Below are 13,220 nucleotides of genomic sequence, written 5' to 3' on the forward strand. Positions count from 1 at the left end.
TCCTCAACTCTCGGATTTTTTCAATTCCTCCAGAAGGTCATCCAGCTGATCGAAGCTTGATGACCAGAATTTGCTAAACTCCTCCAGCCATTTGACCGCCTCATGCATTGGCTCGGCTTTAAGCTGCGCCGGACGGCGCTGTTTGTCGATGGCGCGTTCCACCAGTCCTGCCCGCTCCAACACCTTCAGATGTTTGGAAACCGCAGGCTGGCTAATGTGAAAGGGCTCGGCCAACTCGCTGACCGAAGCATCCCCATTGGCCAGCCGTGTCAAGATCGCACGGCGGGTTGGGTCTGCCAGTGCGGCGAACACCGCATCAAGGTTTTCCGGTTGGGAGGATGGATTGATTTGTTGCATAACCATATGGTTATATAAAAGGCAAAAGCGGTCAAACCCCCAGATATCAGTGGGGTATCGAGGTCAAAGAAAACCCCGCTTCCCAATGGAGAGCGGGGTACTTGTTTTGCAATGGCCAGCAGTGTTAGGCCAGTTCTTCACCGCGCTTTTTTGCAGCTGCAACAGCACGAGAAAGAAGCGGCGGCATGCCATTTCTTTTGTTCATGAGCACATCCAGTGCCGCAGCTGTGGTGCCATTGGGTGAGGTTACGTTGATGCGTAGCTGCGTTGGGGTCTCCTCGGCATCTTCTGCCAGTTGCCCGGCACCGCCGACGGTGGCCTTGGCAAGCTGCATGGCCAGATTTTCCGGAAGACCCTGCTCAACACCCGCTTGAGCAAGACACTCGATCAGGTGGAACACATAGGCTGGACCGGAGCCGGACACGGCGGTGACTGCATCCATCTGTTTTTCGCTTCTAAGTACGACCGTCTGACCAACTGCGGAAAGCAGTTCCTGCGCCATGGCCAGATTGTCTTTTGAGCAATGTTTGTTTGCTACCAGCGCGGTGATGCCGCGGCCGATGGCAGCCGGTGTGTTTGGCATGGCGCGCACAATCGGGCTGCCCTCGCCTACCAGTGCGTTCAGCGTGGACAGATTGGTTCCTGCAGCAACGGAAATGAAGACCGTCTTGCCGCCGCCCAGTGCCACAACCTGAGGCGTTGCATCGCCCATCATCTGTGGTTTGACCGCCAGAATGCATACTGCCGGGTTTTCTGGCAGCTCTTTGTCCAGATTCAGTCCGTGGTCTTGCAGTGTTCTCAGCCACTCAGATGGATAAGGATCAATGACCGCAGTGCTGGTTGGCAAAACCCCGGCTTCCAGCCAGCCCTTCAGCATGGCCGAACCCATCTTTCCGCAGCCGAGCAAAACAAGGCCGCGCGCATTTATCTCTTCAATATGATTAGGTTTCGACATCGATCAATTTCCGTAGGTCGCTAACTTCAAACGAGGATCATCCAGTTCCCATGGGAACTTACGCGGAACAAAGCCGGATTGGAACCAGTTCATGAAGCTGTGAATGGAATTTGCTGGCAATCCGTTCAACGCGCGGATCTCGTCTGGTCAGGACAGCTTATGCGAGCATTCCAGCACAATTACGGCATGGCTCCTTTGCTGAGGCAAATTCATGCAAATCTAGCGTGGCTGTTTCTAATGAAACAGCGCTCGTATCACCTGATAGGACTGCAATAAAAAGCGACTTTGCTAGGAATCGCTTTAGCTTGTGTGTTTTATCGGGCAAAATACGTACCAGTAAAAGTCATAGTGGACGTGCAGTTGCAAATTGAAGCGGCGAGATGATCGTCGCGCAGACCGCAAGCTTGGGAGGTGAGCGGGATCTGAAGAAACGGGGCAGCGCGATGTCCCTTGGGCGTTGGTGGGGGCTATAGAATGATTAAGTGTGTCTGTGTCATCGGCGCTGGAACCGCGTGGGTTCCGGCAAGGTGGTCAACTGTACCGTTCGCTCTTGGTTCTTCCCTGCTCGGAACATCCCAACAACTTTGTAAGCCCTTTGAGTCACGAGTGATTTAAGCGCGGGCACAATATTATTTAATGGAGGAGAGTAGAGATGAAAAAATCGAGTTTATTGGTCACATTGAGTACGTGCGCTATGGCGCTGGGGGCAACGGCGGCTGCTGCGGAAAAGTGGGACCTGCCAATGGCATATTCCGGGTCCAACTTCCACTCCGTCACCGGAGCTGAGTTTGCAGCTTGTATCACCTCTGGCACGGGCGGCGAGATTGAAGTCACCACTCATCCGGGCGGTTCCTTGTTCAAGGGCAGTGATATCAAGCGTGCGATCCAGACCGGTCAGGTTCCAATTGGTGAGCGTCTGTTGTCTGGTCACCAGAACGAAAATGCGCTGTTTGGCGTGGATTCCGTGCCCTTCCTTGCAACCTCGTTTGATGATGCTGGCAAGCTCTGGACAGCGGCAAAGCCTGCTCTTGAAAAGGTCTTGAGCGAACAGAACCTGACCATGCTTTATTCCGTTCCGTGGCCGCCCCAGGGGCTGTATTTCAAGGATGAAGTCAACTCGGTTGCAGAGATGGAAGGCATCAAGTTCCGCTCCTACAACAACGCAACAGCGCGTCTGGCGGAGCTGACCGGCATGCTTCCTGTTTCCATTGAAGCGGCTGAGATCTCGCAGGCATTTGCAACGGGCGTTGCGGACTCCATGATTTCGTCAGCCGCCACCGGCTACGACCGTAAAGTCTGGGAAAGCCTCGGCTATTTTTACGCGGTGGATGCATGGCTGCCTCGCAACTACATGTTGGTGAACTCCGATGTCTGGTCTGGTGTGTCTGACAAGAACAGAGCGGTGATCACAGCCTGTGCTGCAACGGCGGAAGCAGCTGGTCTTCAGCGGTCCATGGACTACACCAACTTCACTCTGGATGGCCTGCGCGAAGGCGGCATGAGTGTTGAAAAAGGCAGCGATCAGATGAACGCGGACTTGCGGGAGATCGGCGTAACCATGACCGCTGAGTGGCTGGAAGCGGCTGGCGATGAAGGCAAAGCTGTCGTCGATGCCTTTAAAGCAATGCAGTAAGGCGTGATTTGGCCGGAGCCGCTTATGTGGCCCCGGCCTTTCTTTTCCATGAGGGGGAAACAATGAAGCTGACACGCGCCCTGCGTTTGGGCCTTGACGGGATCTATAAGCTGGCCGGAGCACTTGCCGCGCTCTGCCTGATTGCCATTCTCGGGCTTATTGTCCTGCAAATGCTGGCGCGCTGGACGGGAGAGGTGTTTCCCGGTGCTGCTGAATATGCCGGGTATGCCATGGCTGCGGCAAGCTTTCTGGCCTTCGCAAACGCCTTGAACAAAGGCATCCATATTCGCGTTTCTATTCTGCACCAGATGCTGGGCACGACCGCACTGCGGCTGCTGGAAATCTGGTGTTTTGCCATTGGCACTGCCACCATGTGGTACTTCGTCTACTACGCACAGCGGTTTGTGTATTGGTCGTGGAAGTTCAACGACATCTCGCAGGGACAGGACAAAACACCCCTTTGGATACCGCAAAGCTTCATGCTTGCCGGATCCATCATCCTTGCCATTGCCCTGACAGATCACCTTCTCCAACTTGTTTTCACCGGCAAGCATCGCGTTGCCCGTGAGCTTGAAGAAGCTATGGCAGGAGAATAACGGCAATGGAAAATATCAGTATTATCATCCTGTTCCTGTTTGTCATGTTCACGCTGCTCGGCACCGGTGTCTGGGTGGGGCTGGCGTTGATGGGCGTGGCATGGGTTGGGATGGAACTGTTCACCACCCGCCCTGTGGGGGATGTGATGTTGACCACCATCTGGTCCTCGTCTTCCTCATGGACATTAACGGCACTGCCGCTCTTCATTTGGATGGGGGAGATCCTGTACAGGACCCGTTTGTCAGAGGACATGTTCCGCGGTCTTGCACCCTGGATGGCCCGTCTGCCCGGCGGTCTGGTGCATACCAACATTGTTGGCTGTACGGTGTTTGCAGCCGTTTCCGGTTCGTCTGCAGCAACGCTGACCACCGTTGGCAAAATGTCTATTCCGGAGCTACGTAAGCGCGATTATCCGGAAAAGATGATCATCGGCACACTGGCTGGAGCTGCAACGTTGGGTCTGATGATCCCGCCTTCCCTCACGCTCATCGTCTATGGTGTTACCATCAACGAAAGCATCTCCAAGCTGTTCTTTGCTGGCATCGTACCGGGCATCGTGCTGGCTGGCATGTTCATGGCCTATGTGGCAATAACCTCTCGTGTATCCTCTGGCTGGAACCCGAGTGAAGAGCCAGCGATGAGCTTTACCGAGAAGCTGGCGAACACTCGTTTTCTGCTGCCGGTGATCCTGCTTATTCTAGTGGTGATCGGCTCCATGTATTTGGGCTTTGCCACGGCAACGGAAGCGGCGGCGTTTGGTGTGATCGGGAGTCTCATTCTGGCTGCTTCGCAAGGCTCGCTGAACTGGCAGAGCTTTACGCAAAGCCTGATGGGGGCAACCTACACTTCGGCCATGATTGCGCTGATCCTTGCAGGAGCTGCATTCCTCTCACTTTCAATGGGCTTTACCGGCCTGCCGCGCGGTCTGGCGGATATGATTGCGCAGTTGGAGCTGTCGCGTTTCGAGTTGCTCATGGTACTGCTGGTGTTTTACATTGTCCTCGGCATGTTCCTTGACGGGATTTCCTCCGTGGTGCTGACCATGGCGGTGGTGGAACCAATGATCCGTCAGGCGGGGATTGATCTGGTCTGGTTTGGAATCTTCATTGTGGTGGTGGTTGAAATGGCGCAGATCACACCGCCGATTGGCTTTAACCTGTTCGTGCTGCAAGGTATGACCAAATACCAGATGGGCTTTATCGCACGTGCTGCCTTCCCCATGTTCCTGATCATGGTGCTGATGGTCTTCGTACTGATCGCGTTTCCGGAGATTGCCACATGGTTGCCCGATAACATTCGCAGCAGCCCGGGAGGCTAAGCCTTCGATCGTATCTGCTAAAACCAGTGATAGGAGGGCAGCGTCCCTCCTATTGTGCCACGGATAAGGGGTTCAATCTCTTCAAACAACTTTTCGTTGTTGGATAGCACCACGATCCCCAAATCTTCTTGCGGGTATCCCACCGTATAGGAACGGTAACCGGGTGTGCTGGCCCGGTGCCAGATGGAACTGCTTGGCTTGGTGGCTTGAAGCCCCCACCCCATAGACCAGCTGATCTTCGCTGTGATGGGTTTATGAGGCTGCAACATGCGTTCCTTTACCTCCGGTTCGTTTGTCTCATCCATCATGGCGATGAGGAAGCGGGCATAATCACCGGCAGTGGTGTGCAGGCTGTGGGCGGCGTTGCCAATAGCCGGCTTTTTCTTTTCCATAATCCGCCTGCCGCTTTTGTCAAAACCATAGCGGATGCGATAGTCATAGGCTGGGCGCCACCGGAAACTGGTGGACGACATGCCTAGCGGTTCAAACACATGAATGCGCGCCAGTGTTTCAAGCTCCATCCCCGTACGCCGTTCCAATACCTGCTGCAGCAAGGCATAGCCGTAGCCTGATAAGATGAACTCGGTACCCGGATCCTGACGCAATTTCAGCGGCTCATTCTCGTCCATATCGACAAGACCGGAGGTGTGAGAGAGCAGCATGCGGGCGGTGATACGTTTGAGGCGCGGGTCTGCGCCATCTAGGAGATCCGGAGCATACTCATAAAGCGGACGTTCCAGTGAGATGATGCGCAGATCCACCAGCTTCAGGGTCAGATAGGCAAAGACGGGACGCCCTAGAGAGGCAACCTCGAAGATGGGCTCCTGCGCACCAATTACCCTCTTGCCCCTGCTGGATTTGTCGTAAAGGCGGATGAACTCCACTTTGCCATCGCGCACCAGAGCAACGCTCAGGCTGGCATCTGGATTGGCCCGCTGGATTCGCTTGGCGTGAGTGTCCAGCCTTGCAATGATCTGGTGTTGAGGCGTTTCCTTCTGCAAAGGCGATGTTGGCTCACAACCGCCCAGAGCCAGAAACCCCGCCAAAACCACTGGTGTCCATAGTTGCATCAAGAATCCCTTTAAAGATCAGGGTTCACTAGGGTGCCAAAAGGTTTTCCATTAGGGAACCTTCGCGACTTTGATACCATACCGGCAAGAAGATAAAAGAGAGTTTGGATGCTGACCGGAAATTTGAGACAAACCTGCTGCTCGGCTTTTGGTCGCTTTTCAGCATGGAAAGCAAGCCACTCGCTCGAGTGAAGGCCCTTCCTTTCCGGCTTCAGACACGGTTTTCAACCTGCTCCATAAAGCGCATGAGTGCGTCAATGCATTCGGGTTCATCCATAAGCGGGCAGTGGCCGCGATTTGGAACTTCCACTGACTGCATGGTGGGCGCCATGGTCTTCATCTGGCGGATGGTCAGCGGGGATGTTACATCGGAGTGCTCGCCGCGAATGGCGAGAATGGGCAGTTCGCGCTCTGCTGCAACTTGGTGGATTGCCCACAGGTCGCGAATGGCTTCTCTGTTCTCTAGGAGCGCGGCTCTCAGATTATCATCGTAGCGGTGATGCCATTTCCCGTCCTTCACACCATACATGGAAAGCGCCATACGCTCCCATTTGTCTTCTGGCAGGCCAACAAACTGACTACCCAAATGTGCTTTCAGCGTCTGTATGACGGCGCTCAGTTCGTCGCTATCCGGCAAACGTCCGGCATAGCTGAAAATGCGGGAGACACCCGCATACTCGAGCGTGGCTCCAAAGTCGTTGAGTACGATCCCCGCTAGCATATCGGGATGGTCTTCCACCATCAGCATGGCCAATAGCGCCCCTAGGGATGAGCCAAGCAGAACCACAGGCTCTTCGCCAGTGAAGGTCCAGAATTCGTAGATATCCTCGATGTAAACGTTGGTGTTGTAGTTGCTGTAATCTGGATCATACTCTGACAGATCGCGCCCGCGCAGGTTGAGTGCATAAATCTTGTAGGTCTTGCTGACCTCAGCGGCCATTGGATCCAGATCGCGGACACAGCGGGTTAGTCCGGGCATGGCAATAATTGCGGGGCTGCGGGAGGTCTCGCTACCGTAGACCCGATAGTTGAGCTTGATGCCATCAGAGGTCTCGAACCACTTATTTTCATAGGCACCGCTGTCATATTTGTCTTCGTCAATGCTACTCATCGGCGCCCCTTTCTGGCTGGATGAGACTTTGATTCTTGGGGAATGGGGGTGGTGTTGGCCTTTATCTTCTACCCTTATAATCGCTTCAATGCAGTCTTTGCTCTGTAACAGTGCCTCACCAACAGCCAGATGCCCTGTCTTGATACGGTCATTGAGGCTGCTTGGCTAAAAGCCCACCTCACAGCGAAACTTTAGGGGCGAACCCGCAAAGAAAGCCTAAAACTCTTTCGTAAAGCATGCTGTTTTAAGGCGCGCTACCCGAGAGATTCGGGCAATGCGCAGATCTGGTGGGTGTTTATCGTGCCATGTGATCGCGCTTGGTTAGCGTGCACATGATTTCTGACTGAGGCCGGAGCGTGATGGCGACTTCTGGAAAGACTTTTTCCGGGGCCTCGGCTTTGAAGGTGAAGTGGCGGCTCAGCCCGGCCAGCATGGCGGTGCCTTCAACCATGGCAAGGCTGGCACCAGTACATACGCGTGGGCCAACGCCAAACGGCATATAGGCTCCGGGCATGGGGTCATCATCACGCTCGAAACGGTCCGGATCAAAATAATCCGGATGGTTCCAATAGGCGCGGTGCCGGTGCACGACCCACGGCGAAATGATGATTAATGCCCCGCGTGGGATCTTTTGACCGCCGAGCATGGTTTCCTCCGTCGCCATACGCGAGATAAACGCGATAGGCGGATAAAGCCTTAAGGCCTCGCGGAAAATGTTGCGGGTGAACACAAGTCGGCTCACGTGCGTATAGTCAAGGTTTTCGCCGCTGGTGACTTCGTCGGTCTCGCGGCGGATGTGCTCGGTATAATCGGGCCGTTGGGAGAGAATAAAGAACGCCCAAGTCAGCGCTGAAGAGGTGGTCTGGTGTCCCGCCAGGCAGAACGTGGCGATATGATCCACCAGCTGTCCGCGGTTGAATGGCAGCCCTGATTGCGGGTGGCGTGCATCCAAAAGGCGCTGGCACAAGTCATCATGCTGGCCAAACCGGTCGGCGGTGTATTCATCCACCAGCTCGCTGAGCAAACGTCGGATCTCGTCGCGCAGCAACTGCGCTTCTTTGGGCATGGGCCACTTCGGTTTATCCGAGGTGCCGCGCAAGACTGTTTTGCGCACCCATGAGCTGGTGACAGTCTGATACTGTCTTGCCAGTTCAAACACCCTGCGGCCCCGTAAATTGTCCATGGGATGGGAGAAAATGCTGCGGAAGATGATATCCGCCGTCAGCTGGTCCATCTCATCACGCAGGCAGATGGATTTGCCGGACTCGGCCACGCCGTCCAGATAGGAAAGGAACTCATTACAAGCAGCCTCCACATGCGCGTAAGCCGCGCGAACACTCACATGGGACGAGGCGGGGGCGATCATTTCCCGTTGTTCATCCCACGTGGAACCGCTGGTGGTCATGGTGCTTTCGCCAACCACCGGCATCAACGTATCGACCATCACATAGGACTTGGGAAACGACATGCGCATTTCTATCAGGACCTGATTAGCCAGATCCGGTGAGTTCACGAGATAGCATGGGCGTCGGATGGCAGGAATGCGCTGGATCGGTGTGTTAAAAAGTTCCTCGGGGATCAGGTCCAGAACGTTGCGCGACCAGAAGATACGGAGCAGGCGGAGACCGCGAAGGGGCTTGCATGGAATAGGAGCCGGAGGCCGATAGAGGATTGGGTCTAGCGTACGCTGCTGCATCTCCGCGGAACATCCCTTCACGTGGCAGTTTTAATCGTTTCATTTTTGCTTTGGACCGTGGAAACAATGAAACGTCAAAAACTGCGCAGAAAACGCAAAAGACGTTTAAACCTTTCGAAATCCACGTAGACATCTTTGCCATCATTTCCCTACCATCTTGGTCCCTAATGCGCGGCTAATGAAGCGTTGCGAAAACCGTGCCTGATCTTCATAATTCATCAAGCAAGAGATCACTCCGCTCCGCACCCACTGGCTAGGTTGACCATTACGTCAATATGGGGTTGACTGTGGCGGCTTTGTTCCCCGTGTAATTGCGCGGGGCAAAGCAACGGATACCGGGGGAGGATAAAGAGATGTCGACGACATATTCAAAGAATTTGCAGAGCTGGCTGGACATGCTGGAGGGAGGCAAGGATCTGGCCAAACTGTCCGCCCTGATTGCAAAAGACTGCGTGTTTTACAGCCCTGTGGTGCATACACCGCAGCGTGGTCAGCAGATCACCACCATGTACCTTTACGGTGCTGCGCAGGTGTTGGGCGTCAACAACAGTTTCAAATACGTTCGTATTCTGGATTGCGGTGACAATGCTGTGCTGGAGTTCGAGACAGAGATTGATGGTATTCACATCAATGGTGTTGACATGATCCACTGGAATGAAGAGGGCCTGATCGACGATTTTAAGGTGATGCTGCGGCCCTTGAAAGCGGTGAGCATGGTGCATGCCAAAATGGCTGAGATGCTGGAAGCCCTTAAAGCACCTGCAAAGGCATCTGGATAAATTGACAGAGGCGGGGGAGCAATTGATAACCAATTCCATGCTCCCCTCCAAGAATTAGTTCCTGAAATCTCAGGGATGCGACGCAGTCTCAGCGTTACCTTAAATATTCTGTAATCCCCCGGTCCCTGTAATGTTCCCGTTAGGTCACCTACTCCTGCGCGGGAATACGATGAAACATCTCATTGCAATACCATATGTAAGGGCAACAGCTCTTCTGGGCCTTTTACTGCTACTGGCGGGATGTAGCCTTGCGACCTCCCCTGTTGCCGACCCCAAGGGCCCCATTGCCATGCTGGAGCGTGATCTGCTCTATGCCGCCTTCTTCATCATGCTGATTGTGGTTATTCCCGTGTACGTGATGGTGTTCTGGTTCATTTGGCGCTACCGCGCAAAAGGGGGGCGCGGTGAATATAAGCCGGAATGGCACAAGTCGAACACTATCGAATTCTTTGTCTGGTCAGTTCCGGCTGTCATCATCATCACGCTGGGATATCTGGTCTGGACGTATTCTTATAAGCTTGATCCTTTCAAGAAGATTGCAGCACCGGAAGACACCATAAATGTGCAGGTGGTGGCGCAGGATTGGAAGTGGCTCTTTATCTATCCTGACCTTGGCGTTGCGTCAGTCAACGAGCTTGCCTTCCCCGTTGACAAGGCCGTCAGTCTGCAACTGACCTCGGATACGGTGATGAACTCGTTCCTGGTCCCCGCACTCGGCGGCCAGATCTACGCTATGGCGGGGATGACCAGCGAGCTTAACCTGCGGGCCAACGAGACCGGGCGCTTCCGTGGCCGCAACACGCAGTACAGTGGTGACGGGTTTGCCATGCAGTTCTTCGAGGCTGTGGCTATGACCGAGGAAGAGTTTGATCAATGGGTCACGAACGCCCGTGCGCAGCCCAATCCCCTTTCCAACGCCGCTTATGAGCGACTGGCAGCGCCCAGTATTGACCATGGGGTGGAGTACTTCTCCACGGTGCAACCCGGCTTGTTTGAACAGATTTTGCGAAAGTACGCCCGACGGCCCGAAAGCAGCTTGCGCGGAGGACACCCGTCCGCAATCACCCAGACAGCGTGCGAGGGGGATACATTATGCTAGGTAGATTAGGATTTGACGCCCTCCCCTTCTACAGTGCCATCGCATTTGGCGGGGCATCCATCACCGTGCTGGGCGGTCTGGTTGTCTTGCTGCTGGTCACCTACTTCGGCAAGTGGCGATATTTCTGGGAGGAATGGCTCACCAGTCTGGACCACAAACGCATCGGCATCATGTACATCGCCCTTGCACTGGTGATGTTGGTGCGCGGCTTTGTGGATGCGCTCATGATGCGTTCGCAGCAGGCTATTGCTCTCAATAGTAACGGATACCTTGCGCCCGAGCACTTTGACCAGGTGTTCAGCTCCCACGGCACCATCATGATCTTCTTCATGGCCATGCCGTTCCTGACCGGGCTGATAAACATAGTTGTACCGCAGCAAATTGGCGCGCGTGATGTGGCCTTTCCGTTCATGAACTCCATCAGTTTGTGGCTGACCGCAGCGGGTGCGGCGTTGGTGATGGTCTCGCTCGTTATTGGCAAGTTCTCGACTGCCGGATGGACCGGCTATCCGCCCTACTCGGGCGCTGAATACAGCCCCGGTGTTGGTGTTGATTACTGGATCTGGGCTTTGTTGGTCAGCGGCGTGGGTAGTACCATGACGGGGATCAACTTCATCGTCACGATCCTCAAGTGCCGCGCCCCTAAAATGCGTCTGATGCAGATGCCGCTGTTCACCTGGACGACCCTGTGCACCAGCATCTTGATGGCGTTTGCGTTTCCGGCACTGACAGTTGTTGCCGCCATGTTGGGTCTGGACCGTATTCTCGGGTTCCACTTCTTCACCAACGATGCAGGCGGCAACATGATGAACTATGCCAACCTGCTGTGGATCTGGGGACACCCGGAGGTTTACATCCTCATTCTGCCGGCGTTTGGCATTTACTCCGAAGTCACGGCAACCTTTTCGCAAAAAAGGCTGTTTGGCTACGCCTCACTGGTCTACGCCACGGCAGCGATCACCATTCTGTCCTTCTCGGTCTGGCTGCACCACTTCTTCACAATGGGTTCAAGCCCCAACGTGAATGCGGTGTTCGGGATCGCGACCATGATCATCGCCGTGCCCACGGGCGTGAAGATTTTTGACTGGGTCTTCACCATGTACAAGGGCCGCATCATCTTCCACCCAGCCATGTTGTTCACCATCGGGTTCCTCGTGACCTTCGTGCTTGGTGGTGTGTCCGGCGTGTTGCTGGCGTTGCCGCCCGCTGATTACCTGATGCACAACTCCACGTTCCTTGTCGCCCACTTCCATAATGTGCTGATCCCCGGCGCGCTGTTTGGCTACTTTGCGGGCTTCCAGTACTGGTTCCCCAAGGCGACCGGCTTTACCCTCAACAAAGCATGGGGCGTCCGCTCTTTCTGGTTCTGGATCATCGGGTTCTACCTCGCCTTCATGCCGCTTTACGCCCTCGGCTTCTTAGGCATGTCGCGCCGTATGGAGCGGTATGATGTAGCTGAATGGCAGCCTTATCTGATCGTTGCCGCTGTGGGCGCACTGAGCGTGTTGATTGGTATTTTCTGTCAGGGCATGCAGCTATATGTGAGCATTCGTGACCGGAATAAGAACATTGATGTGACCGGCGACCCTTACAACGGGCGTACGCTGGAATGGCAGACCTCTTCTCCACCCGCCGAGTACAACTTCGCCAAGATCCCCGATGTTCAGGAGATCGATGCGTTCTGGGATATGAAACAGCGCGGTGTGGCGTATGCTCCGGCCAGTGACTACGAAGACATCCACCTGCCGCGCAATACCGGCGTCGGTGTCATCCTTGGTGGCCTTGGCTTCCTCATTGGCTTTGCGGTCACCTGGTACATCTGGTGGCTTGTCGTCCTTTGCGTGCTTGGTGTGGCTGCCTGCCTGATAACCCGTGCCTCGCAGGATAACACCTTCGAGATTATCCCCGCAGCCGAGATTGAAGCGCACGAGAAGGCGCGCTCGAAGGCACTGGAAGAACACAAACCAGCACCGGGGGACTTTTGGACATGAACACCTACACTCCAAAATCTGCAGGTTCGCCCGGCCCAACAGAAGAAACGTTAGATATCAGAGATCTGGGCTTCTGGATCTACTTGATGACAGACGCGATCATCTTCTCGCTTCTGTTTGCGACATACGTGGTCATGTTTCAAAACACGGCCACAGGACCTGTGCCCAGTGACGTTTTCGATCTGGAACACGTATTTGCTGAAACGATGTTCCTGCTCCTTTCAAGCGTAACGTTCGGCTTTGCGTCTTTAGCCTCTATCAGAGAGCAGAAGGGGCATGCCATTTGCTGGTTGCTCGTGACCATCGTTTTTGGTCTGGGCTTTATCTATCTGGAAGTAGCTGAATTTATTGGCATGATCCAGTCAGGAGCCGGACCACAGACCAGCGGCTTCCTCTCCGCGTTCTTCACGCTGGTGGGAACCCACGGCGCGCACGTTAGTCTGGGCATGGTCGGGATTACTGTGATGATCTTCCAGATCCTCATCAAGGGCCTGACGTCGCCTGTGAAGTCACGCCTCCATCGCCTTGGCATGTTTTGGCACTTTCTGGACATCGTGTGGATCGGCATCTTCTCAATTGTCTACATGCCCGGCTGGCTTATCTAGGAGGAACCG

The 13,220-nt window shown here is 54.7% G+C and carries 12 protein-coding genes; 7 read left to right on the top strand and 5 right to left on the bottom strand.

Features of this window, described 5'->3' with window-relative positions; genetic code table 11:
• Window positions 1-3: 3 nt before the first annotated feature.
• Complete coding sequence (locus tag IE076_RS17460; protein ID WP_189438076.1) at window positions 4-357, bottom strand: ArsR/SmtB family transcription factor; 354 nt, start codon at window positions 355-357, stop codon at window positions 4-6.
• Between the two features lie 124 nt (window positions 358-481).
• A complete protein-coding gene (proC, locus tag IE076_RS17465; RefSeq protein WP_189438077.1) occupies window positions 482-1,312 on the bottom strand; it encodes a pyrroline-5-carboxylate reductase in 831 nt (276 codons plus the stop codon).
• 652 nt (window positions 1,313-1,964) lie between these two features.
• Here proC and IE076_RS17470 point away from each other — a divergent pair.
• The 3 genes from IE076_RS17470 to IE076_RS17480 all read left to right on the top strand — a co-directional run bounded on the left by IE076_RS17470 (window position 1,965) and on the right by IE076_RS17480 (window position 4,860).
• Window positions 1,965-2,945: a TRAP transporter substrate-binding protein gene (locus tag IE076_RS17470; RefSeq protein WP_189438078.1), complete on the top strand. Its 981-nt coding sequence runs from the start codon at window positions 1,965-1,967 to the stop codon at window positions 2,943-2,945.
• Window positions 2,946-3,007: 62 nt separating this feature from the next.
• The gene (locus tag IE076_RS17475; protein WP_189438079.1) at window positions 3,008-3,541 is read left to right on the top strand and encodes a TRAP transporter small permease; all 534 of its coding nucleotides are present in this window, start codon (window positions 3,008-3,010) and stop codon (window positions 3,539-3,541) included.
• Window positions 3,542-3,546: 5 nt separating this feature from the next.
• On the top strand, window positions 3,547-4,860 hold the full coding sequence (locus IE076_RS17480) for a TRAP transporter large permease (protein WP_189438080.1): 1,314 nt from the start codon (window positions 3,547-3,549) through the stop codon (window positions 4,858-4,860).
• Window positions 4,861-4,877: 17 nt separating this feature from the next.
• Here the strand turns inward: IE076_RS17480 and IE076_RS17485 are convergent, their stop codons facing one another.
• From IE076_RS17485 to IE076_RS17495, 3 genes are all read right to left on the bottom strand, one after another.
• Window positions 4,878-5,930 carry a serine hydrolase domain-containing protein gene (locus IE076_RS17485; RefSeq protein ID WP_189438081.1) on the bottom strand — a complete coding sequence of 351 codons (1,053 nt, stop codon included), beginning with the start codon at window positions 5,928-5,930 and terminating at the stop codon, window positions 4,878-4,880.
• Between the two features lie 211 nt (window positions 5,931-6,141).
• Entirely contained in the window at window positions 6,142-7,041 is a 900-nt protein-coding gene (locus IE076_RS17490) for an alpha/beta fold hydrolase (RefSeq protein WP_189438082.1), read from the bottom strand.
• A 295-nt stretch (window positions 7,042-7,336) separates the two neighbouring features.
• Entirely contained in the window at window positions 7,337-8,737 is a 1,401-nt protein-coding gene (locus IE076_RS17495; protein ID WP_189438083.1) for a cytochrome P450, read from the bottom strand.
• Between the two features lie 353 nt (window positions 8,738-9,090).
• On the opposite strand from IE076_RS17495, the gene IE076_RS17500 reads away from it, so the two are divergent.
• From IE076_RS17500 to cyoC, 4 genes are all read left to right on the top strand, one after another.
• Window positions 9,091-9,516, top strand: coding sequence for a nuclear transport factor 2 family protein (locus tag IE076_RS17500; protein ID WP_189438084.1), 426 nt, complete (start codon window positions 9,091-9,093; stop codon window positions 9,514-9,516).
• A gap of 169 nt (window positions 9,517-9,685) precedes the next feature.
• Window positions 9,686-10,615 carry a ubiquinol oxidase subunit II gene (gene cyoA, locus IE076_RS17505; RefSeq protein ID WP_189438085.1) on the top strand — a complete coding sequence of 310 codons (930 nt, stop codon included), beginning with the start codon at window positions 9,686-9,688 and terminating at the stop codon, window positions 10,613-10,615.
• Window positions 10,609-12,606 carry a cytochrome o ubiquinol oxidase subunit I gene (gene cyoB, locus IE076_RS17510; protein WP_189438086.1) on the top strand — a complete coding sequence of 666 codons (1,998 nt, stop codon included), beginning with the start codon at window positions 10,609-10,611 and terminating at the stop codon, window positions 12,604-12,606. Before cyoA ends, cyoB begins: the two co-directional genes overlap by 7 nt.
• Entirely contained in the window at window positions 12,603-13,211 is a 609-nt protein-coding gene (gene cyoC / locus IE076_RS17515; protein ID WP_189438087.1) for a cytochrome o ubiquinol oxidase subunit III, read from the top strand. The genes cyoB and cyoC overlap by 4 nt, the downstream gene beginning before the upstream one ends.
• Window positions 13,212-13,220 lie beyond the last annotated feature (9 nt).

The organism is Pseudovibrio japonicus (genome assembly GCF_014651595.1).
Classification (GTDB): Bacteria; Pseudomonadota; Alphaproteobacteria; order Rhizobiales; family Stappiaceae; genus Pseudovibrio; species Pseudovibrio japonicus.